This is a genomic window from Streptomyces sp. NPDC001903 (assembly GCF_042891345.1).
Classification (GTDB): Bacteria; Actinomycetota; Actinomycetes; order Streptomycetales; family Streptomycetaceae; genus Streptomyces.
On sequence record NZ_JBIASZ010000009.1, the window covers coordinates 213226 to 238563 of the forward strand.

The following is a 25338-nucleotide window of genomic DNA, read 5'->3' on the forward strand; positions in this document are numbered from 1 at the left end:
GCGGCAGGACGGAGTCTCCCCATGACCGCCCCTCTGACGGCCGGCCCCCCTCGCGCCGGCCTGCACGGCGGCCCGCAACGGGCCGCCCGACCCACCGGATCACGGCCCCGCGGCGCCTGGGCCCGGCGCGCGCCCCTCCTCCCGGCCCTGGTCTTCCTGATCGTGGTGACGCAGCTGCCGTTCGTCGCGACCCTCGCCATCTCGTTCATGCGCTGGAACGCCCTGGCGCCCGACGACCGCGGGTTCGGCGGCCTCGCCAACTACCGCAACGCCCTGACCGATCCCGCTCTGAGGTCCTCGCTGCTCACCACGGTCGTGCTCACCTCGGCGGTGGTGCTGACCAGCCTCCTGCTCGGCCTCGGGCTGGCCCTGCTGCTCGACCGGAGCTTCCGCGGCCGCGGCATCGTCCGCACCCTGCTCATCGCGCCGTTCCTCGTCGTCCCGGCCGCCTCCGCCCTGCTGTGGAAGCACGCCCTGTACAACGCCTCGTACGGGCTGATCAACGGCTCGCTCACCTGGGTCTGGAGCCTGTTCGGCAGCGATGGCGCCCCGCAGCCCGACTGGATGTCGAGCCTTCCGCTGGCCGCCGTGGAGGTGTCGCTGATCTGGCAGTGGACGCCGTTCATGATGCTGATCCTGCTCGCCGGGCTGCAGAGCCGGCCGCCCGACATCGTCGAGGCGGCGCACGTGGACGGGGCCGGGGCCTGGCAGGTCTTCCGCCACCTCACCTTCCCGCACCTGCGCCGCTACCTGGAGCTGGCCGCCCTCCTCGGCAGCATCCACGTCGTCCAGAACTTCGACGCCGTCTTCACCCTCACCTCCGGCGGCCTGGGCACCGCCAACCTGCCCTACACCGTGTACGCGACCTTCTACCAGGCCCACGACTACGGCCAGGCCTCCGCCGAGGGCGTGCTCGTCGTCGTCTGCTCGCTGCTCATCGCCACGTTCGCCCTGCGTACGGTCTCGTCCCTGTTCCGCGAGGAGGCTTCGTGATCGCCCTCGTCCGCCGCAGTTCCCCGGGGCTGCCGGCCTGGCTCTGCGGCCTGCTGTTCTTCCTCCCGTTCGCATGGATGGTCCTCACCTCGCTGCACAGCGAGCAGGACGCGGCGACGAACCCGCCCGGCGTGGGCGCCGGGCTCACCCTGGACGGCTACCGGGAGTTCTTCGGGGCGAGCACGGGGACGAGCCCGTGGCCGCCGCTGATCAACTCCGCCACGGCGAGCGTCGTGTCGACCCTGCTGGTCCTGGCGCTGGCTCTGCCCGCCGCGTACGCCCTGTCCATCAAGCCGGTGCGGAAGTGGACGGACGTGCTGTTCTTCTTCCTGTCGACCAAGATGCTCCCCGCCGTGGCCGGGCTGCTGCCGCTGTACCTGATCGCCCGGAACACCGGGATGCTCGACAACATCTGGCTGCTGGTCATCCTCTACACCTCGATGAACCTGCCGATCGCGGTGTGGATGATGCGCTCCTTCCTCGCGGAGGTCCCGGTGGAGATCCTGGAGGCGGCCTCGATCGACGGGGCCGGACTGCCGACCACCCTGGTGCGGATCGTGGCGCCCGTCGCCGCGCCGGGCATCGCCGCCACCGCGCTCATCTCGTTCATCTTCAGCTGGAACGAGCTCCTCTTCGCCCGCGTCCTGACCGGGGTGGTGGCCGGCACGGCGCCCGTCTTCCTCACCGGGTTCGTCACCAGCCAGGGACTCTTCCTGGCGAAGGTGTGCGCCGCCGCCGTGTGCGTCTCGCTGCCGGTGCTCGTCGCCGGGTTCGCCGCCCAGGACAAGCTCGTCCAGGGCCTCTCCCTTGGAGCAGTCAAGTGAAAGCAGCCGTCATCAGCGCTCCCGGCGTCGTGACGATCGAGACCGTCGACGACCCGAAGCCCGGCCCCGGGGAGGTGGTGGTCCAGGTCGCCGCGTGCGGCCTGTGCGGAACCGATCTGCACATCCTCCAGGGCGAGTTCGCGCCCCGCCTGCCCATCGTGCCGGGCCACGAGTTCGCCGGCACCGTGGTCGCGTACGGCCCCGGGGTGACCGGGACGGCCATCGGCGACCGGGTGGCGGTCGACCCGTCGCTGTACTGCAACGCCTGCCACTACTGCCGGATCGGCCGCAACAACCTCTGCGAGCGCTATGCGGCCATCGGCGTCACCGTCCCGGGAGCTGCGGCCGAGTTCGCCGTCGCGCCCGCCGCGAACTGCGTCCGGCTCCCCGACCACGTCCGCGTCGAGGACGCCGCCCTGATCGAGCCGCTCTCCTGCGCGGTGCGGGGGTACGACGTCCTGCGCGCCCAACTCGCCAGCAGCGTACTGATCTACGGCTCCGGCACGATGGGCCTGATGATGATGGAGCTCGCCAAACGCACCGGCGCCGTCGCGGTCGACGTGGTCGACATCAACCCCGAGCGGCTGGCGACCGCCCGCGCCCTCGGCTGCTCCCACGCGGTCGGCTCCCCGGACGAGATCGACCGGCCGCGCGGCTGGGACCTCGTCATCGACGCCACCGGGAGCGAACAGGCCATCCAGGACGCCATCGGCCGGGTGGCCAAGGGCGGTACGTACCTCCAGTTCGGGGTGGCCGACTACGCGGCCCGGGCCACGATCGAGCCGTACCGCATATACAACCGGGAGATCACCATCACCGGGTCGATGGCGGTCCTGCACAGCTACGAGCGGGCCGCCGAGCTCTTCGCCGCCGGCGTCCTGGACCCGGAGGTGTTCATCAGCGACCGGGCGCCGCTCACCGACTACGCGGCCGCGCTCGGACGGTTCCGCGCCGGGCAGGGCCGCAAGATCCTGGTCACCCCGTGACGGCGGGCCCGCCGCCGGGAGCCGCTCCTGCCGCCCCCGCCACCCCTGCCGCCCCGACCCTCGTGATCGGCGAGGCGATCACCGACGTCCTGACCGGCGAGGACGGGCTCCGGCGCTCCCGCCCGGGCGGGAGCCCGGCCAACGTGGCCCTCGGCCTGGCCAGGCTGGGCCACCCGGTGCGGCTCGCCACCCGGATCGGCCGCGACGGTCCGGGCCGCGACCTCCACGCCCACCTGCGGGGCAGCGGGGTGCGGCTGACCCCGGGCTCGTTCACCGGCGGGGCGACCTCGACGGCCACCGCCCGGCTGGACGCGGCGGGCACCGCGCACTACTCCTTCGACATCACCTGGGACCTGCCGCCCGCCGCACTCGGCGGGCCGCCGCCGTCCCATCTCCACACCGGGTCGATCGCGACGGCCCTCGCCCCGGGCGCGGAGCGGGTGTTCGCCGCCGTCGAGGCCGCCCGGGCCGGGGCCACGGTCTCGTACGACCCGAACGTCCGGCCCGCGCTGCTCGCGACGGCCGACCGGGAGCGGCCGCGCGCCGAGCGGTTCGTCGCGCTGAGCGACGTGGTGAAGGCCAGCGGGGAGGACCTCGACTGGCTCTACCCCGGGCGGTCCCCCGACGAGGCGGCCCGGCGCTGGGCGGACGGGAGCGGTCCGGCGCTCGTCGTCGTGACCATGGGCGGCGCGGGTGCGCGGGTCTTCTGGCCGGGCGGCCAGTGCGATGTGCCGGCGACTCCCGTCGAGGTCGCCGACACCGTGGGCGCGGGTGACGCCTTCATGTCGGGCCTGCTCAGCGGGCTGCTCCGGACCGGACTGCTGGCCGGCGCCGGCCCGGCCGCAGGACCGGACGCAGGACCGGCCGCAGGACCGGACGCCGCCCGCGCCCGTACGGCGCTGCGCGGCGTCACGGCCTCTGCCCGCCTGGACCGCCGCGTGGCCTCGGCGCTCTCGCTGGCCGCCCGTGCGGCTGCCCTGACCTGCACCCGGGAGGGCGCCGACCCGCCGACGCGCACCGAGCTCGCCCGCTGGGCTGCCGGAAGGTAGCCGCACCGGCCCGCTGCACGCCGGGCGGGTCCGGGGCGGCTCGGAGACAATGGGACGCATGGGCACAAGTGCCGAGCGCGGACGCTACGGCGAGGCGGTGTTCCGGCCCGAGCAGGCCGGCGAGGACGACCGCATCGACCTCGGGGCGCTCGCGTACGACGACATGACCATGGACCGGCTGCGGGCCCTGGGCGCCGGGCCGGGATGGAACTGCCTGGACGTGGGGGCCGGGACCGGGACCGTCGCACGGCGGCTGATCGAGGAGGCGGGGGTGGCCGGCGTGGTCGCGGTCGACCGCGACGTCCGCTTCCTCGCCGCCCGTCCGCTGCCGGGGCTCGATCTCCTGGAGGCGGACGTCGGCGCGCCCGATTTCGACCCCGGGGGCCGGTTCCAGCTCGTCCACGCCCGGTTCGTGCTGATGCACCTGCCTTCGTGGCGGCGCGTGATCGCCCGGCTCGCCGGCCTGCTGGCCGAGGGCGGGGTGCTGGTGCTCAGCGACGCCATCGACCTGACCAGCCGTACCGCGCCGCCGAGCCCGTACACGCGGGTCATGCAGGCCATGTGGCAGGGGCTGCGGGAAAGCATCGGCACCGACGTGTCGTGGGTCCCGCAGTACCCGCAGCACCTGCGGGACGCGGGGCTCGTGTCGGTCGCCGCCGAGATACGGGTGCCTCCCCTGATCCCGGGCAGCCCCATCAGCCGCTTCTGGGTGGGGACTTGGGACCGGGCCCGGGAGTCGATCGTGGCCACCGGGCTGGTGGACGACGCGACGGTCGAGGAGGCGGTCCGGTACCTCGGCTCGCCGGACTGCGCCGCGCTCTCACCCGGGATGATCACCGCCTGGGGCCGGCGCCCCCCGGCCGCCTGACGCGGTGGCGAGCCGGTCAGGAACGCCCGGTCTGCGCGCCGAGCCGGCCGGGTGCGCCCCGGCGCCGCCTGTTGCTGCGGCACCAGATGCGGTAGGCGCTGAAGCAGGAGGCCAGGGCGATCGAGACGGCGCACCAGAGGCCTGCGACGACGAGGATCGTGGCGAGAATGGACATGGGGCTCACTCCTGTCCGGATGGGTGCGCTGTCCGGGCCGTCCGAAGTCCGGTCCCGGCCCCGCCTCTCGACATGAAAATACGCGTGGAGGCGGGCAACCGGTTCAGTACGGGAGGTGCTCGGGCACAGATGTCGAATACCTCGTCACGTACCCGCCCCGGCAGATCCTTCAACCCGCCTGGGGGAACCGGCTCGTGCCGGATGCCGGCGCGCTGCGGACCGGCGGACGGACCCGCCCCGGGCAGCGCGAAGCCCCCGGCCCAACCGGACTCCCTGGCGACGTGCAGTCAGTGCCCGGGGGTCGGGTGGTGTACGGGGGCGCGCTCGATGCCGAACCGGCCGGGAGCGGAGCCTTCAGCGCAGCTGCCGGCGCAGCAGCCCCTCGGGGACGTACTCCGGGTAGGGGGACAGGGCGTGGGCGGCTGCCTCGTCGATCAGGTCCTGGAACGGGTCGGACGCGGGCTCCGTCAGGCCGGTGCCCAGCCGGGTGGCCACCTGCTTGCGCAGGGTCGGGAGCAGGGCGTAGAGGCGGTCGCCGGGGCAGGAGGTGGAGTTGAAGTCCCGGTGGCCGTAGATCTCGGAGGCGGGCAGGCCGTACTGGTCGCAGATGTACGCGCACAGGTCCGCCAGCTTCGCGAACTGCGCCGCCGGGGGCTCCTCCGTCATGTACGTGCCCTCGTTCTCGATGCCGATCGAGACCGTGTTCTGCCCGACGCAGTGCGCCGCGCGCACCTGGCGCTTGCCGGTGCGCAGTTCCGCGAGGCTGTTGTGGCGGCCTTCCATCACGAACGCCCCGCGGCTGACCGTGAAGTGCTGACCGGTGTCGATCCAGCCCTGGGCGTCCATGTGGTACGTCTGGATGGCCCGGGCCAGGGCGTACGCGCGCTGCTGCGAGTAGTCGGTCACGTTGAGCGTCGCCGTGTGGTGGACGATGATCCGCTCCGGGCGGTTGGCGAGGACCACCACGGCCTCGGACGCGGCCCGCGCCCCCCAGCCCGCGCAGCTCACGATCTCCGGTCCGGCCGCGGCGGCGGCCGCGGCGTGCGCCCGGCCCGCCGGGAGGAGGGAGAGCGCGGAGCCGGCGGCCAGGGCGAACGCGCCCGTGACGACCGCTCGGCGGGTGTGCTGCGCGGGGGAGGTCATACCGTGCCCTTCCGGTCGGATGCTGCCCATTGAAGGGGCCGCGTCCGCCGGAGCACGGATGACACACCGGTGATCGGCTTCCCGGCGGCGCCACGGGGTGAGCGGGGGCCGCCATCCGGGTGCGGCCCGGGCCGCGTCCCGCGCCCCGGCCGGGCCGTCTCTCACATCCTGGGCCGGGAACACGCCTCCCGCCCAGCCAGTCAGCCGCCCTAGGAGTACGGGATGTCCTTCGACGCCGTCGACCGCTTTCTGACCGCCCTCGACCCGGCACACCGCGAGACCGTCGGAGGCCTGCCGCGCGACGAGCAGGAGCGGCTCGCCGCGGCCTGGGAGGAGGAGCTGGAGCGGGACACCGACATCGACACCCTGGACGAGCTGTCGCCCCCGGCCGCCGAGAGCGAGGCGGCGCGGCGGGTGATGGAGCGCCGTTCCGAGTAGCCGGGCCCGCGGTCCGCGGGCCCCGCCACCCGCTCAGACGCGGTCGGCCGCGATCAGCACGTACTGGAACGAGCCGTCCTTGTACGAGTTGATGAACGCCTCCTCGATGCCGGTGACGAGGGAGGAGGTGGCCCGCAGCTCCCAGTACGGCAGGGTCGCGGGGGTCAGGTCGATGACGGCCTGCGGTACGAGGCGGTTGTCGGCCATGGCCCGCATGTACTCCCGGCGGGAGTGGATGTTGCATTCGAAGTGCGCGTTGATCTGGGAGACCCACTTCGAGGGCTGGCCGTAACGCGGGTTCCAGCAGCCGGTGATGGTCACGTACCGGCCGCCGACGGCCAGTACGCGGGCGTGCTCGGCGAACAGGTCGTGCAGGTCGACGTACATGCTCGACTCGTTGTTCCACGAGCCCGCGGCCTGCCCCGTCTCGAACGGCATGTCGAGCATGTTGCAGACGCGTGCGCGGACCGAGTCCTCGATGCCGAGTTCGCGGGCGCGCTGGTTCGCGAACTCGGCCTGCTTGGCCGACAGGGTGACGCCCTCGACCTTGCATCCGAACCGCTGGTGGGCCATGACGGAGGAGCCGCCGCGGCCGCAGCCGGCGTCCACGAGCGTGTCGCCGTGCCCGATGGCGCCCAGGTGGTCCAGGAGGACGTCGGCCTGCGCCGACTCCAGCCGGTGGAGCTCGGCGATCAGCTTCTTCTCGTAAGCGCTGTCATCGGTGTTCCCGAGGGCGGCGTGGTCGACGTCACCGATGCCGTAGTGGTGGTGGTACAGGCCGTCCACGTCGCCGAGGCGGAGGTTCACCGGCCGGGCCTCGTGGTCCCAGTAGCGGGCGATGTCGCCCTGGTAGGGCGTGGCCGGGGCCGGGATGAACGCCTTGGTCGTCGAAGCGGCGGCGGGGGCAACGGTGAGATCGGTGTTGGTCACTTATAAATCCGTCCTTACCAGAAGTCGGGCAGGCTGTAGCGGTAGGTGTTGGTCATGTGCCAGTAGTGGTTGCCGTCGACCCACGCGGCGACGCCCCGCAGGAAGCGCGCCACGTTCGGGGCGGGGCAGGTGGCGGCCAGGTCGGCGGACGCGGCCTCGAAGGCGTGCATGAGGTCGTTGTGGACCTCGACCGCCTTCAGGTAGGCCTCCTTGACGGGGACGCCCTCGCGTTCGGCGATCACCACGGGAAGGTTCAAGTGGCGGCCTGGGCTGGCGAGTTCCTTGGTGTAGGAGTAAAGGTCGTTGACGATGGTCGTGGCGTTCCCGGCGAGCGCGATGACCCGTTGCATGGCCGGTTGGGCGTGCAGGTCCGCGGGCAGTTCGTAGCCGCCGACGGTGTCGGTGATGGTGGGGCAGGGGCGGAAGTTGTTGAACTGGCGCATCGCCAGGTACTCCCACACCTGCGGTACGTAGTCCGTCTCGGCCCAGGCCGCCTCGGCGAGGTACCCCATGTGCAGCCGGGCCATGTCGTGCCGGAACCGGTCGGCCTGGGAGGGGCCGGCCCCCTGGAGGAGGTGCTCCATGGCCGAGCGGTACGCGCGCCGCGGGGCGTCCGAGTGGAGCGATTCCGTCCACTGCGGCTGGTATTCGGTCGTGGTGTGGAGGGGGTCGAGTGCGGTGTGGGCCAGCAGCAGGCGTCCGCCGAGGCCGACGGGCGAGCCCCCGTGGTCCTCGCAGTAGCAGTCGTCGACCACGTTCTCGGCGACCATCAGCCGGGTGGCGAGCATGAGGTGGTCGATGCTCGGGGCGTCGGGGTGGCAGGCGACCATGTAGCGGCCCACGGAGAAGCCGTCGAACTGGTCCTCCCACTCCGGCGGGTAGAGGTCGACCTCGTCGGCCCACTCCTTGATCCGGCGACTGACCTCCTCCACCCGTACGGGGTCGGGTTCCGGTACGGGGTGGTGATAGAGGCCCGGGATCGGCCGGCCGGCCGCCGGCTCGGCCCGCTCCGGAGCCGCCGTCGGCGGTTCCTCGTGCCGTACCAGGTGGAGGCCCACCGTGCCCAGGCCGCTCGGGCCGCGCAGCAGGCGCTCCAGGGCGGGGTGCGGTACCCCGGCCGGAGCCGGCGGCTCGGCGGGGGCGGGCACGGCGAGCTGCTCGGGCCGGACGCAGCCGACGGCTTCGATGCCGCGGCCGTGACCGTACGTCCCGAAGGCGGCCGCGGCGGCGGGGAGGCTCGACTGCAGAGGGGAAGGCCCGGGATCGGGCATCCGTGACTCCTTGGTGGGGTGGTTGGGCTGTCCCGGCTCCCGGGCGCGGCCCCGGGCGGCCTGCTAGTCGTGCCTGCGGGCGATCTGTACGTTCTCCAGCACGCCGAGCGCGTCGGGCACCAGGACGGCGGCGGAGTAGTACGTGGAGACCAGGTAGGAGATGATCGACCGCTCGTCGATGCCCATGAACCGCACGGACAGGCCCGGTTCGTACTCCTCCGGCAGTCCGGTCTGGCGCAGGCCGATGACGCCCTGGTTGTCCTCGCCGGTACGCATGGCGATGATCGAGCTGGTGTTCTCCTTGCTGATCGGGATCTTGTTGCACGGCAGGATCGGGACTCCGCGCCAGGCCGGAACCTGCTGTCCGCCGAGGTCGACGTGGTCCGGGTAGAGTCCGCGAGCGTTGAACTCGCGCCCGATCGCCGCGATCGCCTTGGGGTGGGCGAGGAAGAGCTTGGTGCCGCGGCGACGGCAGAGCAGCTCGTCGAGGTCGTCCGGGGTGGGCGGGCCGGAGTGGGTCTGGATCCGCTGCTTGAAGGCGGCGTTGTGGAGCAGGCCGAACTCCCGGTTGTTGACCAGCTCGTGCTCCTGGCGCTCGCGCAGCGCCTCGATGGTGAGCCTGAGCTGCTCCTCGGTCTGGTTCATCGGCTCGTTGTAGAGGTCGGCGACCCTCGTGTGCACCCGCAGGACGGTCTGCGCGATGGAGAGCTCGTACTCGCGCGGATTGAGCTCGTAGTCGACGAAGGTGCCGGGCAGTTCGGGCTCGCCGGTGTGGCCGGCCGACATGGCGATCTCGGCCTCGCCGTGCTTGTTCTGCCGCTGGTGCGGCAGCGAGCCGAACTGCTGGACGTGGGCCTGCAGGTGCGGCGCCGAGGACAGTACGGCCGCGAAGTCGGAGCGGGACAGGGTGAGCAGGGTGCCCGCGGTGGCGGCGGTCGCGGTGTAGTCCCAGCCGCCCGCGCCGTCGAGCAGGGCGTTCTCGCCGAACCGGTCGCCGTCCGCGAGCACCGCGACCGCGACCTCGTCGCCGTACTTGCCGACGGAGGTCTGGTTGATCCGGCCGTGGGCGATCAGGTGGATGTCGTTGGCCGGTGTGCCGCGCTCGACGAGCACCTCGCCGGCACGGAAGTCGCGCTGGACGCACCGGGCGGCGAGCGCGGTCAGCACCTCCAGGTCGTCGAAGCCGCGCAGCATGGCGATTTCGCCGAGCTCGCGGGGGATCACCCGGACGTGGGCGCCGTCCTGGACGAACTCGATGCGGCCGTCGCCGACGGTGTAGGTCAATCGGCGGTTCACCCGGTAGGTGCCGCCCTTGGTCTCCACCCAGGGGAGCATCTTCAGCAGCCAGCGGGAGGTGATCTCCTGCATCTGCGGGGCGGACTTGGTGGTGGTGGCGAGGTTGCGGGCAGCAGCCGTGCCCAGGCTGGTCTGCCGGGGCGGTTCGAGCTGCGCCTCCGGGCTGGTGTCCACGGTCATCGGGCAGGCGCTCCTTCATCGGGGCGGTGACCGGCGACGCGCACACGTCACCGGTGGAAAGAAGAAGAAAGGGGTCGGAATTCCGGGCAATCCGTCCAGATCCGGGAGCACACTAACCGTCCGTGCACCACATCAGCCCCTTCAGCCGTCGCCATTACCTCGATACGGCGATCTTGTCCCGCGCGGCGTTTACGGACCGGGCCGGCGACATTCAAGCCAGCTCGAATGACTGTTCCTCTACGGGACTTGACGGAACGTCACCGGTCGACGAGGAACATCGCCGCGTCGTCCGCCAGCCGGTGACCGGTGTGGCGGAGCAGTTCCCGGTGGAGCCGGTTCAGGAAATCCGGCGCCTCGGGCGCCGCCTGCGCCGCCTCCATCGCCTCGGGCAGGGCGAAGAAGCCGTTGCCGCCGTCACGGGCTTCGATGACGCCGTCGGTGTAGAAGAGCAGCCGGTCTCCGGGCACGAAGGAGTAGCTGTCCGCCGCGCCGGGAGGCCCGGTGACGAACTCCGCCAGGCCGAGCGGCGGCAGCGGGCAGGCGGGCATCAGGGCGCGGACCGTTCCCCCGCTGAGCAGCAGCGGAGGCGGATGGCCGCGATTGACCACCTCGACCACGGGCCCGTCCGGCACCTGTGCCACGAGCGCGGTGACGAACCCCTCCACGAGCGCTTCCGGGTCGATCACGCCCGGCACGGCCGCGTCCCGCAGCAGCGCCGCCTCGCAGCGGTTGATCACGCCCACCAGTTCGTCCTCGTAGTGCGCGGCCTCCCGGAACGCGCCCAGCACGGCCGCCGCCGCCCGTACGGCCGGCAGCCCCTTGCCCCGGACGTCGCCCACGATCACCCGGACCCCGTACCGCGTCTGTACGGCCTCGTACAGATCGCCGCCGATCTGCGCCCCCATCTCGGCCGCCAGGTACATGCCGGCCATTCGCAGAGGGCCCAGCCGGACCGGGACGGGCCGCAGCACGGCTTCCTGCGCCGCCACGGCGATCCGGCGGACCTGGTCGAGCTCGTCCTCCCGCCGCCTGCGGACGGTACTGCTCGTCGCGAGGCTCGCCAGCGACACCAGGAACAGGGCCAGGAAGTTGGTGTAGACCTGCTGGCTGCCCCAGGCCCCGTTGTAGGTGGCGGTGGTCACGCTCACCGCCACGGCCAGCGCCACCGCCGCCAGGGTGCCCTTCGGGCCCATCGCCACCGCGGCCAGCGCAGGCGTGGCGACCAGCATGGGGCCGGTGTAGAGCACGTGCGCGGGCGTGAACTCGATGATCAGCACCGAGAGCGCGATCACGAAGGGCAGACACTCCGCGAGGACGAAAAGGACCTGGTGGTTGCCGCCTGCTCCCGGTCGAAGAGGTGGGCGGAAGGACACCCGCATGGGTCCAGCCTGCGCCGTCGCGGCCGTTTGCCGCCACCGTTCGCCCGTGCGGGGCCTGCCGGGCGTAGGGCCACCGGCCCGCGGGCATGTGAGGCGGTGCGGGCGTCGGGGCGCCCGTTCACCGGCCCCGCCCCCACCCGGAGCGGGGCCCATGCCAAGCCTCTGGAGCGGTGAGTCACGGATGAGCAGCAGCCCCGAGCGACGGATCTCCCGCCGGGAGTTCGACGCGGTCTTCGCCTCGGTCCGCACCTGGGGCCGCTGGACCCCGGCCGACCGCGGCGCCTGGAACCGGGTCAGCGCGGACCACGTACGGCGGGCCGCCGCCCTGGTCCGCTCCGGAACGGCGGTGCCGCTGGGCCTGCCCTGGGACACCCGGCCCGGACCGGACAACCGCAGGCCCGCCCTGCACCACATGACCGACCTCGGCGACGTGGAGGCCCCGGAGCCCGCCACGTACAAGGACTTCCTCGCGGCCGACTACCACGGCAAGGCCGTGAGCCACCTGGACGCGCTGTCACACGTGGCGTACGAGGGGCGGCTCTACGAGGGCCGTGCGGCGCGGGAGGCCATCGGCGCCGGCGGCGCCCGCTTCGGCTCGGTGGCGGCGCTCGGGCCGCTCGTCACCAAGGGCGTGCTCCTCGACCTGCCGGCCGTCCTCGGGGTCGACTGGCTGGAGCCCGGGCAGGCCGTCCACGCGCGGGACGTCCTGGCCGCGGAGCGGGCCCTGGGCGTGACGATCGACGAGGGCTGCGCGGTACTGCTGCGCTCCGGCCGCTTCCGCCGCAGTCGGGAGCTCGGCCCGTGGGACTCCGACGCCGCGAGCGCCGGTCTCCACGTGGACGCCGTGCCGCTGCTGGCCGAGCGCGCCGTCGCCCTGCTCGGCGGTGACGGGGACAGCGACCTGCGCCCCTCGCCGGTCGAGGGCGTCCACTCCCCCGTGCACGCCCTCGCCGTGGCCGCGATGGGGATGCCGCTGCTGGACAACCTGGACCTGGAGGCCCTCGCGGCCGCCTGCGCCGAGGCCGGCCGCCACGAATTCATGATCGTCGTGGCACCGCTGAACGTACCCGGCGGGACGGGTTCGCCCGTCAATCCGGTCGCCGTCCTCTGATGCGGACAAACGGGTGGGAATATACTCGGAAAGCACTTGCTCGGCGTAAGCGCTCCGCTGTGGCGCCTCGCTGCGGCCGGGCGCTCGGTAAGGGGAAGTGATGCGTATGGGGGCCACGGGAGAGCAGATCGGCCCCGCACGCTCCCGTGAGCGGTTCCTGGTGGGCGAGCCGATCGCGGACGGGGTACGGAGCCCGATCCTGAACTCGTGGCAGCGCTGCCGGTCCCTCGGGCTCTCGCCGGACCAGACGGACCTTCCGTACCGGGACGATTTCGACCCCGACAGCCGCCTCGTGCACGCGGCCGGGCCCGTGCTCGACGAACTGGCGTCCCGGTTCGCGGGCAGCCAGATGAACGTCTCCCTCGCCGACGGGAACGGGACGGTGCTCCAGCGCCGCTTCGGGGAACCCGCCCTGGCCCGCACCCTGCCGCCCATCCAGACCGTCCCCGGCTTCGTCTTCGCCGAGCGGTTCGCGGGGACCAACGGCATCGGCCTCGCGCTCGCCGAACGGCACCTGGTACAGGTCTACGGGGCCGAGCACTTCGCCGAGCGCTCGCAGTCGAACGCCTGTTCCGCGACCCCGATCCGCGACCAGCTGAGCGGGCACGTCGTCGGCGTGCTCTGCTTCGGCTACCCGCACGGCTACGAGCACCCGGCGCTTCCCGCGCTGGTCCGCCGGGCCGCGGAGTCCATCGAGCGGCGGCTGATGGAGCAGCGCTCGGCGCGGGAGCGCGCACTGCTGCGCGCGTACCTCGACGCCGGCCACCTGGCCCGGAACGGGGCCGGCCCCGGGGAGGGGCCGGTGATCGGGCTGGAGGAGCTCGGCGACAGCGGACTGGACCTGCACGACCAGATGATCCTCAAGGAGAGGGCCACCGAGCTCATCTCCTCGACGCACCGGGCGACCGTCGAGGTGTCCCTGCCCCACGGGCGGGGGGTCACGCTGCTGAGCAGCCCGGTCACGAGCCGCTCCGGGGTCGAGGGCGTCGTCGTCGAGGCCGTGTTCACCGGTGAGCCCCCTCCGGGCCACCACCTCCGCGTCGCGACCGGCGCGGGACCGCCGCACGGCGCACCGCACGAAACGCCGCGCGACATGCCGCACGCAGCGGCTTCCCGCCCCCCGGACGCGGACCCGCCCGCCGCCGGCAAGGTCCGGGGCCTGGTGCTGGTGGGCGAGCCGGAAGTCGGCAAGTACGCCGTCGCGGCGCGCCGCCGTCTGGAGCTGCTGGCCGAGGCGAGCACCCGTATCGGCACCACGCTGGACGTCACCCGCACCGCGTGGGAACTCGCCGAGATGGCCGTCCCGCGCCTGGCCGACTACGTCACCGTCGACGTGCCGGAAGCCGTGCTGCGCGGCGAGGAGTCCGCCGATCCGCGCAGCGAGCTGCACCGGGCGGTGGTCCACGGCATACGCGAGGACGAGGGGCACCCCTTCTACCCGGCCGGCCGTCGGGTGGACCTGCTCGCCGGCACCCCCCACATGCGCTGCCTGGACAGCGGGCAGGCGGTGCTGGAGGCCGACCTGCGGGAGGCGGTCGGCTGGATCGACCAGGAGCCCGAGCACGCGCGGCGGATCCTCTCCCGCAACGTGCACTCCCTCATCTCCGTCCCCCTCCTCGCCCGCGGAGTCCTGCTGGGCATCGCCAGCTTCTACCGCTCGGAGGACCCCGCCCCGTTCGGCGAGGACGACAGCTGGCTGGCCCAGGAGCTCGCGGCCCGCGCCGCCCTCTGCATCGACAACGCCCGCCGCTACACCCGCGAGCACACCCTGGCCCTGTCCTTGCAGGAGAGCCTGCTTCCGCACGGCATCCCCGAGCAGGGGGCGGTCGAGGTCGCGCACCGCTACCTGCCCGCCGAATCCGGAGTGGGCGGGGACTGGTTCGACGTCATCCCGCTCTCCGGCACCCGCGTCGCCCTCCTCGTGGGGGACGTCGTCGGCCACGGCCTGCACGCAGCCGCCACCATGGGCCGGCTGCGCACGGCCGCCCGCAACTTCGCCGAACTCGAACTCGCCCCCGACGAGCTCCTGACCCACCTGGACAACCTCCTGGTGCGCCTGGACCGGGAGGAGGGCGGGGACAACGACTCCGGCAGCACCGGAATCGTAGGCGCCACCTGCCTCTACGCCGTCTACGACCCCACGTCCCGGCTGTGCACGATGGCCCGCGCCGGGCACCCCCCGCCCGCCCTGGTCCACCCGGGCGGCCGGGTGACGTTCCCCGAGCTGCCCGCCGGACCGCCGCTGGGCCTCGGCGGCCTGCCGTTCGAAACGGCGGAGATCCGGCTCCCCGAGGGCAGCACGCTGGTCCTCTACACCGACGGACTCGTCGAGGACCGCGAGCGCGACATCGACGTGGCCCTCGACCAGCTCAGCCGGATCCTGGCCCAGCCGGACCGCTCGCCCGAGGACACCTGCCGGGCGGTCATCGACGCCATGGCGCCCGAGCACCCCGCGGACGACATCGCGCTGCTCGTCGCCCGCACCCGTACCGTGCCCGCCGACCGGATCGCCACGTGGACCGTGTCCGCCGACCCGTCCCTGGTCGCCGGCGTCCGCGCCGCCGCCACCCGCCAGCTCGCCGACTGGGGGCTGGACGAGCTGGCGTTCGCCGCCGAGCTGATGCTGAGCGAGCTGGTCACCAACGCGGTCCGGTACGGCACCGAGCCCATCCAGGTACGCCTGGTCCACGACCGCTCGCTGATCTGCGAGGTCTCCGACGGCAGCAACACCGCCCCGCACCTGCGGCGGGCGGCCTCCACCGAGGAGGGCGGGCGCGGCCTGTTCCTCGTCGCACAGCTGGCCCGCGCCTGGGGCACCCGGTACACCACGCAGGGCAAGGTCATCTGGGCCGAATGCGCCCTGGACGCGGCCTGAGGGCCGACAGGCCCGCGAGGCGACATATCGCCCATATCTCCACAGTCGCCAGTAGCATCACCGGTGTCCTCATCGCTTCAGGCTGTACCTCCCCCAGCACCACCTCCCCAGGCGGCCCCGGAGAAGTCCGTGCATGACACTCCCGCCACTCCCGTCAACTCGACGCCCCCGCCCTCGCGCCCCGGCGCGGAACCCCTCGTCCGGATGCGCGGTCTCGGCAAGCGGTTCGGCGGCACCGTCGCGCTGGACGCGGTCAGCCTCGACGTCCACGGCGGCAGCGTCCTCGCCCTCCTCGGCCCCAACGGCGCCGGGAAGTCCACCCTCATCAAGGTGCTCGCCGGGGTCCAGCGGGCCGACGAGGGCGAGGTGACCGTGGCCGGCCACCCGCTCGGCTCCGACGCGGCCTCGCGCAGCATGTCCTTCATCCACCAGGATCTCGGCCTGGTCGACTGGATGACCGTTGCCGAGAACATCGCCCTGGGCAACGGATACCCGCGCCGCCACGGCCTGATCTCCTGGCGGCGGACGCGGGAACGCTGCGCCGAGGCGCTGGACATCGTCGCCGGGCACCTGGACCCCGACGCCCGGATCGCCGACCTCGCCCCCGCCGAACGCTCCCTGGTCGCCATCGCCCGCGGCCTGGCCAGGCGCGCCGAGCTCTTCGTCCTCGACGAGCCGACCGCCACCCTCCCCGCAGCGGACTGCGCGCGGCTGTTCGACGTACTGCACGCCCTGCGCGACCGGGGGCACGGCATCCTCTACGTCAGCCACCGGCTCGACGAGGTGTACGAGGTCGCCGACTCCTTCGCCGTCCTGCGCGACGGTCGGCTCGTCAGCCAGGGGCCCCTCGCCGCGTACGGCCCGGCCCGGCTGGTGCGCGACATCGTGGGCCACGAACCGGCCGGGCGCCGACCCCGGGCAGCGGCTCCCGCACCGGCCTCCGGCCGGCGGGCGCCGGCCGTGCTGAGCCTCGACGGCGTGACGACCGAACGCACCGGACCCGTCAGCCTGGAGCTGCGCGAGGGCGAGATCCTCGGCATGGTCGGCCTGACCGGCGCCGGTCACATGCACCTCGGGCGCGCCCTCGCCGGCGCGCTGCCCCTGCTCGGGGGTCGGGCCCTGCTCGACGGGCGTCCGTACCACCCGCGTACGGTCGCCGCCGCCCTCGGCCACGGGGTCGGCTTCGTGGCCGGCAACCGGCAGGAGGAGGGCTGCGCCGCGGAACTGACGGTACGGGAGAACTTCCTGGCCAATCCCCGGGCTGCCGGGGTCCCGGCCTGGCACTGGATCGCCCCGCGGCGCGAACGCGCCGAGGCCGCCGCCCTGATCGACCGCTTCTCCGTACTCCCCCGCGACAGCGAGGTGCCGATCGCCACCCTGTCCGGCGGGAACCAGCAGAAGGTCATGGTCGGCCGCCGGCTCCGGGGGCGGCTGCGCCTGCTGATCCTCGAAGAGCCGACGGCCGGAGTGGACGTGGGTGCCAAGGCCTCGATCCACCGGCTCCTCGACGAGGCGCCGGCCGCCCCACTGGCGGTGCTGTTCATCTCCAGCGACTTCGAGGAGATCGCCGAGGTGTGCCACCGCGCGCTGGTGTTCGGGCGCGGGACCGTGGTGGCCGAGCTGGCGGGGGAAGCTTTGAGCGTCACGGAACTCACCCGCACCGCCTCGGCCCTGCCCGCGATCACCGGAAGCGCGGAGGGCCGGTGAGCCCGTCCACCGCGCGTCCCGCCCGGACGGGTCACCGGCACCGGCGCGGGCACGGGCACGGGCACTTCATCGGGACGTACGGCCTGCTGACCCTCACGGTCCTGCTGTTCCTGCTCTTCTCCGTCCTCCTGCCCGACACCTTCCCCACCCTGGACAACGTCTCCTCGATCCTCTCCAACCAGTCGATCCCGGCCCTCCTCGCGCTCGGTGTGACGATCCCCATCGCGAGCGGCAAGTTCGACCTGTCCATCGGCTACGGGCTGGGCCTGGCGCACGTCATGGCGCTGTTCCTCATCATCGAGAAGGGCTGGCCCTGGCCGCTCGCCTGTCTCACGGTCGTCGCCGGAGGCGCCCTGTCCGGCGCCGTGAACGGGGTCATCGTCGAGTTCGCCCGGATCGACGCCTTCATCGCCACGCTCGGCACCGGCAGCATGATGTACGCCGTCACCGGCTGGATCACCGACGGGGGCCGGATCGTCCCCGGTCCCGACGGCCTGCCGACCGCCTTCACCGACCTCTACGACGCCCGGTTCCTCGGCCTGCCGGTTCCCGCCTTCTACGTCCTCGGCCTCGTCGTCCTCTTCTGGCTGCTGCTGGAGCGGCTGCCGTTCGGCCGGTACCTGTACGTCATCGGCTCCAACCCCCGCGCCGCCGAGATCATCGGCATCCCCACCCACCGGTACTGCGTCTACGCCTTCTGCTGCTCGGGCACGGTCGTCGGGTTCGCCGGCGTGCTGCTCGCCGCGCAGCAGCAGATCGGCAACCCGAGCGTGGGCCTGGACTACCTGCTGCCCGCGTTCGTCGGCGCCCTGCTCGGCTCCACCGCTATCAGGCCGGGCCGGGCCAACGCCATCGGCACCCTCGTGGCCGTGACCGTCCTGGCCGTCGGACTCGCCGGGATCGGCCAGCTCGGCGCCCAGTTCTGGGCCACCCCGCTGTTCAACGGCGGCACGCTGCTCATCGCGGTGGGGCTGGCCGGCTATTCGGCCCGGCGGCGGCTGCGCGGCGACGCCGTCGCGACGGCGGACGGCGGCACCGGAGCCGGCACAGGAACCGGCGCCGGAGCCGGCACCAGCACCGGCAGCCCTTAGACAAGCTCAGGAGCACCGTGTACCCGACGCACCCGCATCGCAGGCCCCCGCTCGCGGCCACCGCCCTGCTGGCCGCGGCCGCCGCCCTCGCCGGCTGCGGGAGCGGCGAGTCCTCGAACGCCACCGGCCCCTCGGCCGCCGGCTGCCCGGCCGTCCTCCGGGAGGCCAAGGCGAACGTCCAGCGGGCCGTGAGCACCGACACCACGTGGAACGGCCCCACCACCGGCCCCCGGGCGGTCCCCGGCAAGACCCTCGTCTACGTCGCGCAGACCATGACCAACCCCGGCGTCGCGGGAGTCGCCAAGGGGGTCCGGGAGGCCGCGCAGACCATCGGCTGGAACGTCCGGGTGATCGACGGGGAAGGCACCCCGGCCGGAATCCAGGCCGCGCTCAGCCAGGCCGTCACGCTCAAACCCTCGGGCATCGTCATCGGCGGCTTCGATCCCCGGCTGACCTCTCAGCAGGTGGCGCGGGCCGAGGCGGCGGGCATCCCGCTCGTCGGCTGGCACGCGGTCAACGCCCCCGGCCCGAGCACCGACCCCCGGCTCTTCACCAACGTCACCACGAAGGTGGAGGAGGTGGCGAAGGCCAGCGCGGACTGGGTCATCGCCCGGTCCGAAGGCTCCGCCGGGGTCGTCGTCTTCACGGACGACTCGATCCCGTTCGCCGGTACGAAGTCCGAGCTGATCGAGCAGCGGCTCGCCGCCTGCCCGGGCGTCAAGCTCCTCGCGCACAAGAACATCCCGATCCCGGACGCGAGCAGGCGCACCCCGCAGGAGGTCGCCTCGCTGCTGTCGCGCCTCGGGAAGCGGTGGACGTACTCGGTCGCCATCAACGACCTGTACTTCGACGACGCCGCCCCCGCCTTCCGGGCCGCCGGCAAGCCCGGCTCCGGGCCGCCCTTCAACATCGGCGCCGGGGACGGGGACCCGTCGGCCTTCCGGCGCATCAACAGCGAGCAGTTCCAGGCCGCCACCGTCCCGGAGCCGCTTGCGCAGCAGGGCTGGCAGATCGTCGACGAGTTCAACCGCGCGTTCGCCGGGCAGCCGGCCGGCGGCTACGTGGCCCCCGTCCACATCGCGACGGCCGAGAACAGCGCCGGGGCCACGTCCTGGGACCCCGAGGGCTACCGGGAGGCGTACGAGAAGATCTGGCACGGCTGACCCGCCCGTGTCTACGTGGATGCGCGCCTCACGGCCGGTGGGGGCGCCCGCGCAGCCGCTTGTAACCCCGGGGCGGCGCTGCCCGTCACACGTGCGCAACAGGGGTTTTCTACGTTGGGCGCCACGGGATCGACCTGCACACGGCCGCGGCGCCCGGGGATCTGGGGGTCGGCCGGTCTTCTCCGAGGAGGTCTCCTGTGTCCGAGGCGGAAGCCGCACCCGTACGGACGGTCTGCTCCTACTGCGGCGTCGGCTGCGGGATCGTGCTGGACATCGCCCGGGGCGCGGACGGCCGCCGTACGGTGGCCAAGGCGGTCGGCGACAAGCGGCACCCGGCCAACGCCGGGCGGCTGTGCACCAAGGGCGCCACACACGCGGACCTGGCGGCCGCGCCCGGCCGGCTCGGGACGGCCCTGGTCCGCGAAGAGCGGGGCGCCGAGCCCGCCGCCGTGGACGTGGACGCGGCCATCACCCGGACGGCGCAGCGGCTGCGGTCCGTCCTCGACGCGCACGGCCCCGACGCGCTGAGCCTGTACGTCTCCGGCCAGATGTCCCTGGAGGCCCAGTACCTGGCCAACAAGCTGGCCAAGGGGTTCCTGCGCACGAACCGGATCGAGTCGAACTCCCGGCTGTGCATGGCCAGCGCCGGCAGCGGCTACAAGCTCTCACTGGGCGCCGACGGGCCACCCGGCTCGTACGAGGACTTCGAACGGGCCGACGCCTTCTTCGTGATCGGCTCCAACATGGCCGACTGCCACCCCGTCCTCTTCCTGCGGATGATGGACCGGATCAAGTCCGCCGGCGCCAAGCTGATCGTCGTCGACCCGCGCCGCAACGCCACCGCCGACAAGGCGGACCTGTTCCTGCAGATACGGCCCGGCACCGACCTCGCCCTGCTCAACGGGGTGCTGCACCTGCTGGTCGAGGGCGGCTGGACCGACCCGGCCTTCATCGCCGAGCACACCGAGGGCTGGGAGGACATGCCGGCCTTCCTGCGGGACTACCCGCCCGCGAAGGTCTCCGAGATCACCGGGATACCGGAGGCGGACATCCGGCAGGCCGCCCGCTGGATCGGTGAGGCGGGCGAGTGGATGAGCTGCTGGACCATGGGACTCAACCAGTCCACCCACGGCACCTGGAACACCAACGCCCTGGTCAACCTGCACCTGGCCACCGGGGCGATCTGCCGCCCCGGCAGCGGCCCCTTCTCCCTGACCGGCCAGCCCAACGCCATGGGCGGCCGGGAGATGGGCTACATGGGACCGGGGCTGCCCGGCCAGCGATCGGTCCTGGTCGACGCGGACCGGCGCTTCACCGAGGAGCTGTGGGGGCTGCCGGAGGGCACCCTGCGCACGGACGTCGGGCGCGGCACCGTCGAGATGTTCGAGGAGATGGCGGCCGGCGGGATACGGGCGTGCTGGATCATCTGCACCAATCCGGTCGCCTCCGTCGCCAACCGCAGCACCGTGATCAAGGCTCTGGAGACGGCCGAACTGGTCATCACCCAGGACGTGTTCGCCGAGACCGAGACGAACGCCTACGCCGACATCGTGCTCCCCGCCACCCTGTGGGCGGAGGCCGACGGAGTGATGGTCAGTTCCGAGCGCAGCCTCACCCTGGCCCGGGGGGTCGTCGACCCTCCCGGACAGGCGCTTCCCGACTGGCAGTTGATCGCCCGTGTCGCCTGCGAGATGGGATTCGCCGAGGCGTTCACGTACGGCAGCGCCGAGGAGGTCTTCGAGGAGCTGCGGCGGGCCTGGAACCCGGCGACCGGCTGGGACCTGCGGGGCGTGTCGTACGAGCGGCTGCGCGGCGGGCCGGTGCAGTGGCCGGCCGCCCCGGGCGGACCGGACCGCAATCCGGTCCGGTACCTGAACGACGGCGTCAGCCAGACCCTCGTCGAGCGCCCGGACGGCAGCCGCCCGCGGCTGGTCTTCCCGACCGCCTCCGGGCGGGCCTCCTTCTTCGCCCGGCCGCACCTGCCGGCCGCCGAACTGCCCGATGACGACTATCCGTTCGTCCTGAACACGGGGCGTCTGCAGCACCAGTGGCACACCCTGACCAAGACGGGCAAGGTCGCCAAGCTGAACAAGCTCGCCCCGGGTCCCTTCGTGGAGATCCACCCGCAGGACGCGGCGGCGCTCGGCGTCGCCGACGGCGACGGGGTGGAGGTGGCCTCGCGGCGCGGCCGGGCGGTGCTGCCGGCCGTCGTCACCGACCGGGTACGGCCCGGGAACTGCTTCGCCCCGTTCCACTGGAACGACCTGTTCGGCGAATACCTCAGTGTCAACGCGGTCACCAACGACGCCGTCGACCCCGTTTCCTTCCAGCCCGAGTTCAAGATGTGCGCGGTGACGCTGGCCAGGACGCGGATACCGGTTCCCGTCACCGCACCGGCCGGGGCCGCGGCCACGGGCGGGGCAGTCGGGGCAGGGGGGTCCGGCGGGGCGCCCGGCGAGGCGGCCGGCCCGGGCCGTACGACCACGACGCTGATGCATCCCGTGAGCGCCCGGCCGGCCACCGCGGTCCCCGCTCTCACCGCCCTCTTCGGACTCGACGGGCACGCGCCGCCCGCCCTCTCCGACCGGGAGCGCCAGTACCTCGCCGGATTCCTCGCCGGACTCGCCTCCACCCCGCCGGCCTCGGACGTCCCGCTGCTTCCCGTCGGAGCACCCTTCGAGGAGGGGCACTCCCTCTGGGTCGACGGGGTGCTCGCCGGCACGTACTCCCGTACGGCGGCGGCCCTCTCCCCGATGCCCCCGCCGGCGCCGCCCTCCGCACCGGCGGCGGACCCCGCCACCGCGGGCACGCCGACCCGGCGGACGGTGGTCCTGTGGGCCTCCCAGACGGGGAACGCCGAGGAACTCGCCGCCGCCGTCGGGGCGGCACTGACCCGGGACGGCCTTGCGGCGGACGTGCACGGCATGGCCGACCGGCTCCCCGACTCCCTCACGCCCGGCACGGACCTGCTGGTCGTCACGAGCACCTTCGGCGACGCCGAGGCCCCTGACAACGGAGCCGGGTTCTGGGAGGCCGTCAGCGCCGCCGACGCGCCCCGGTTCGAGGACGTCCGCTACGCGGTCCTCGCCCTCGGGGACTCCTCGTACGACGCCTTCTGCGGCCACGGGCGGCGGCTGGACCTGCGCCTCGCGGAGCTCGGGGCCGTGCGCCTGCTGCCGCGCGTGGACTGCGAGCCCGACTACGAGGAGCCCGCCAGCCGGTGGCTGGAGCAGGTGCGCAGCGCGCTGGCGGCCGGCGCCGCGCCCCGCGCGGCGGCCGCCGGTCCGCCCGAGCCCGCCGAACCGCCCCGGACCGCGGCCGCCCCGGGCGCGACCACCGCGGGCGCGACCACCGCGGCGCCGGGCCGGGCGGCCGCCCGGCACACCGCCCGGCTGTCGGGGAACCGGCTGCTGAGCCTGGCCGGTGCCACCAAGGAGGTCCGGCGGTTCACCTTCGACCTCGGCGAGGACGGCCCGGCGTACGAGGCGGGCGACGCCCTGGGCGTCCAGCCGGTCAACTGCCCCGAGCTGGTGACGCAATGGCTGGCCGCCACCGGCCTGGCCGCGGACGCCGAAGTGGCCGTACCCGGCCACGACCGTCCCCTGCCCTTCGCCCGGGCGCTGCACCGGCACCTGGACATCACCCGCGTCACCCCCGAGCTGCTGCGCTTCGTGACCGAGCACACCGGCGACCGCAGGCTCCGGCAGCTGACGCGTCCCGACAACAAGGACGGGCTCGCCCGCTGGATCTGGGGGCGCCAGCCCGTGGACATCCTGGCCGAGTTCCCGGTCCGGCTCAGCGCCCAGGAGTGGGCGGAGCGCCTCAAACGGCTGCAGCCGCGCCTCTATTCCATATCCTCCAGTCCTCTCGTCGACCCGCGCGAGGTCAGCCTCACGGTCTCGGTGCTGCGTTACGAGGGTCCGCGCCGCCATCACCGCAAGGGCGTGGCCTCCACCTTCCTCGCCGACGCCGAACCGGGCAGCCCCGTACCGCTGTTCGTACAGCGCGCGGCGCACTTCCGGCCGCCCGCGGGTCCCGGGACACCGGCCGTGATGGTCGGCCCGGGGACCGGGATCGCCCCGTTCATGGCCTTCCTGGAACACCGCCGCGCCCTCGGCCACCACGGCCGGAACTGGCTGTTCTTCGGCGAGCAGCGCCGGGCCACCGACTTCTACTACCGCGAGGAGCTGGAGGAACTGCACCGGCACGGCACGCTCAGCCGCCTGGACCTGGCCTTCTCCCGCGACCAGCGGGCCAAGGTCTACGTCCAGGACCGGATGCGCGAACAGGGCGCCCAGCTGTGGTCCTGGCTCCAGGAGGGCGCCCACTTCTACGTGTGCGGGGACGCGAGCCGGATGGCCAAGGACGTGGACCGGGCGCTGCGCGACATCGCCGTGGCCCACGGCGGTCTGACCGAGGACGAGGCCGCCGCGTACCTGAAGCAGCTCTCCGCCGAGAAGCGGTACGCCCGCGACGTGTACTGACGGACGCCGGTGCGCCGGTGCCAGGCAGACCCGTGTCAGAACCAGTTGATGGTGAGGGGGAAGGTGGTGGTGGCGGTGGTGGGGGTGGTGTCGGTGGCGGTGGCGGTGATCTGGAGGGTTCCGGTGGCCCAGGGTTTGCCGGTGATGCGGCCGGTGTTGGTGTCGATGGTGAGGCCGAAGGGGAGTCCGGTGGCGGTGTAGCGGAGGGCGGGTTTGCCTCCGGTGGCGGTGAGTTGGATGGTGCAGGTCTGGTTGAACTTGCAGGTCTGGGGGCCGGGGTCGGCGAGCTTGAGATCACCGGGAGTGGGGGTGGGAGTGGGCGTCGGCGTGGGGGTGCTTCCGCAGCCGGGGGTGGCCTCCGGCGGCAGCGGGACCCGCCAGATCTGGGTGTCGTTCTCGGAGCCGACGAGCAGGCTCGTGCAGTCGAAGTAGGTCACCGTCTCGCCCTGTGACTGCGCGGGCAGGGCGACGTCCGCGAGCTTGGCCCCCGCCGTGTCGTACACGGAAGCCGTGTTCGCGCCCAGCGGCCCGCCGCTGCGCAGGGCGTAGGAGGCGCCCGACGGTGAGAAGGCCCCGTCGGTCGCGAAGACAGGGCCGGGGCGGACCGCGGTGAGCGTGTTGACCTGCCCGGTCCGCGGCGGCAGCGGGGCCTTGTACAACTGGCCCGCCGCGCCGATGAGTTTGCTCGCGATGTACAGCTGGCCGGTGCCGGGGTCGGCGAGCAGGGACTCGGCGTCGTGCCGGCCGTCCGCGTAGGCGAACTTGTACGTCACCGGGGTCACGGTGGCGCCGGCGAGCTGATCGGGCTCGGCGAAGGAGTGCACGAGGATCTCGGCGCGGCCGCTGAGGTTGTCCCCGATGTCGCCCACCAGGATCACCGGGAGCCCGGCCGCGTCCTTGCCGATCGCGAGCCCTTCCCAGTCGGTGTTGCCCACGCCGGAGAGGGTGTAGGTGGCCTTGAGCAGGCCGGTCGCGCCCGTGCAGTCGATGGCGAAGACCTGGTTGGTGTTGCCGCTGTCGTTGACGGCGTAGAAGACGCCCGGGTGCTTGCGGCTCATGGCGAGTCCGCTGAGCTCGGCCATGCCGCCGGGCAGCGTGCACTTGCGTTCCGGCGCGGGCGCGGCGGCCGCGGCCCGGGCTCCGGGGGCGGCTGCCGGGCCGGTGGCGGCGCCGGCGGAACCGGCGGCCGGCCATGCGGTGGCCGACAGCACGGTGGCGAGGGCCGCGGTCGCGAGGGCGGCGGCCCAAGGGGGCGTGAGGAGTCGAGACATGCGCACCATCTGATGGCACATCAGATGGTGATCGCCAGGCCCGGCGACCCCCCGTTTGAGCATCATTCAATGCCGGGCCGGCATGCCTGGCCGAAACCCGGCGG

Annotated in this window: 19 protein-coding genes; 12 read left to right on the top strand and 7 right to left on the bottom strand. The window is 73.2% G+C overall.

Annotated features, from left to right (window positions below):
• The first annotated feature begins 21 nt into the window (after positions 1–21).
• Genes ACFYZS_RS21690 through ACFYZS_RS21710 form a run of 5 tightly spaced genes read left to right on the top strand, consistent with a single transcriptional unit; the run spans position 22 to position 4720 of the window.
• Positions 22–993 carry a carbohydrate ABC transporter permease gene (locus tag ACFYZS_RS21690; RefSeq protein WP_389014891.1) on the top strand — a complete coding sequence of 324 codons (972 nt, stop codon included), beginning with the start codon at positions 22–24 and terminating at the stop codon, positions 991–993.
• Positions 993–1817, top strand: coding sequence for a carbohydrate ABC transporter permease (locus ACFYZS_RS21695; RefSeq protein ID WP_389015180.1), 825 nt, complete (start codon positions 993–995; stop codon positions 1815–1817). Before ACFYZS_RS21690 ends, ACFYZS_RS21695 begins: the two co-directional genes overlap by 1 nt.
• A complete protein-coding gene (locus ACFYZS_RS21700) occupies positions 1814–2803 on the top strand; it encodes a zinc-dependent alcohol dehydrogenase family protein (protein WP_389014893.1) in 990 nt (329 codons plus the stop codon). Before ACFYZS_RS21695 ends, ACFYZS_RS21700 begins: the two co-directional genes overlap by 4 nt.
• Positions 2800–3852: a carbohydrate kinase gene (locus ACFYZS_RS21705; RefSeq protein ID WP_389014896.1), complete on the top strand. Its 1053-nt coding sequence runs from the start codon at positions 2800–2802 to the stop codon at positions 3850–3852. The genes ACFYZS_RS21700 and ACFYZS_RS21705 overlap by 4 nt, the downstream gene beginning before the upstream one ends.
• Before the next feature lie 58 nt (positions 3853–3910).
• Positions 3911–4720 carry a class I SAM-dependent methyltransferase gene (locus ACFYZS_RS21710; RefSeq protein WP_389014899.1) on the top strand — a complete coding sequence of 270 codons (810 nt, stop codon included), beginning with the start codon at positions 3911–3913 and terminating at the stop codon, positions 4718–4720.
• Between the two features lie 16 nt (positions 4721–4736).
• Here the strand turns inward: ACFYZS_RS21710 and ACFYZS_RS21715 are convergent, their stop codons facing one another.
• Positions 4737–4895 carry a hypothetical protein gene (locus ACFYZS_RS21715; protein ID WP_389014902.1) on the bottom strand — a complete coding sequence of 53 codons (159 nt, stop codon included), beginning with the start codon at positions 4893–4895 and terminating at the stop codon, positions 4737–4739.
• Between the two features lie 354 nt (positions 4896–5249).
• Entirely contained in the window at positions 5250–6038 is a 789-nt protein-coding gene (locus ACFYZS_RS21720; protein ID WP_389014904.1) for a peptidoglycan recognition family protein, read from the bottom strand.
• Between the two features lie 222 nt (positions 6039–6260).
• Between ACFYZS_RS21720 and ACFYZS_RS21725 the strand changes: the two genes are divergently transcribed.
• Positions 6261–6476 (top strand): hypothetical protein, encoded by a 216-nt coding sequence (locus ACFYZS_RS21725; RefSeq protein ID WP_389014907.1) that lies wholly within the window; start codon positions 6261–6263, stop codon positions 6474–6476.
• Between the two features lie 33 nt (positions 6477–6509).
• Here ACFYZS_RS21725 and ACFYZS_RS21730 read toward each other — a convergent pair whose 3' ends face one another.
• The 4 genes from ACFYZS_RS21730 to ACFYZS_RS21745 form a co-directional block, all read right to left on the bottom strand.
• Positions 6510–7406 (bottom strand): geranyl diphosphate 2-C-methyltransferase, encoded by an 897-nt coding sequence (locus ACFYZS_RS21730; RefSeq protein ID WP_389014909.1) that lies wholly within the window; start codon positions 7404–7406, stop codon positions 6510–6512.
• Between the two features lie 14 nt (positions 7407–7420).
• Positions 7421–8677, bottom strand: a complete 1257-nt coding sequence (locus tag ACFYZS_RS21735; protein ID WP_389014912.1) for a family 2 encapsulin nanocompartment cargo protein terpene cyclase — start codon at positions 8675–8677, stop codon at positions 7421–7423.
• Positions 8678–8740: 63 nt separating this feature from the next.
• Complete coding sequence (locus ACFYZS_RS21740; RefSeq protein ID WP_389014915.1) at positions 8741–10153, bottom strand: family 2B encapsulin nanocompartment shell protein; 1413 nt, start codon at positions 10151–10153, stop codon at positions 8741–8743.
• 257 nt (positions 10154–10410) lie between these two features.
• Positions 10411–11445, bottom strand: a complete 1035-nt coding sequence (locus tag ACFYZS_RS21745; protein WP_389014918.1) for a PP2C family protein-serine/threonine phosphatase — start codon at positions 11443–11445, stop codon at positions 10411–10413.
• 268 nt (positions 11446–11713) lie between these two features.
• On the opposite strand from ACFYZS_RS21745, the gene ACFYZS_RS21750 reads away from it, so the two are divergent.
• The 6 genes from ACFYZS_RS21750 (at position 11714) to ACFYZS_RS21775 (ending at position 23963) form a co-directional block, all read left to right on the top strand.
• Positions 11714–12643 carry a cyclase family protein gene (locus tag ACFYZS_RS21750; protein ID WP_389014921.1) on the top strand — a complete coding sequence of 310 codons (930 nt, stop codon included), beginning with the start codon at positions 11714–11716 and terminating at the stop codon, positions 12641–12643.
• A gap of 106 nt (positions 12644–12749) precedes the next feature.
• Positions 12750–15518, top strand: a complete 2769-nt coding sequence (locus ACFYZS_RS21755) for a SpoIIE family protein phosphatase (RefSeq protein ID WP_389014924.1) — start codon at positions 12750–12752, stop codon at positions 15516–15518.
• A gap of 129 nt (positions 15519–15647) precedes the next feature.
• The gene (locus ACFYZS_RS21760; protein ID WP_389014927.1) at positions 15648–17225 is read left to right on the top strand and encodes a sugar ABC transporter ATP-binding protein; all 1578 of its coding nucleotides are present in this window, start codon (positions 15648–15650) and stop codon (positions 17223–17225) included.
• Positions 17222–18316, top strand: a complete 1095-nt coding sequence (locus ACFYZS_RS21765; protein WP_389014930.1) for an ABC transporter permease — start codon at positions 17222–17224, stop codon at positions 18314–18316. The genes ACFYZS_RS21760 and ACFYZS_RS21765 overlap by 4 nt, the downstream gene beginning before the upstream one ends.
• A 17-nt stretch (positions 18317–18333) precedes the next feature.
• A complete protein-coding gene (locus ACFYZS_RS21770) occupies positions 18334–19479 on the top strand; it encodes a substrate-binding domain-containing protein (protein ID WP_389014933.1) in 1146 nt (381 codons plus the stop codon).
• Between the two features lie 197 nt (positions 19480–19676).
• On the top strand, positions 19677–23963 hold the full coding sequence (locus ACFYZS_RS21775; RefSeq protein WP_389014936.1) for a molybdopterin-dependent oxidoreductase: 4287 nt from the start codon (positions 19677–19679) through the stop codon (positions 23961–23963).
• Between the two features lie 35 nt (positions 23964–23998).
• On the opposite strand, the gene ACFYZS_RS21780 is transcribed toward ACFYZS_RS21775, so the two are convergent.
• Positions 23999–25234, bottom strand: coding sequence for a putative Ig domain-containing protein (locus ACFYZS_RS21780; RefSeq protein ID WP_389014939.1), 1236 nt, complete (start codon positions 25232–25234; stop codon positions 23999–24001).
• Positions 25235–25338 lie beyond the last annotated feature (104 nt).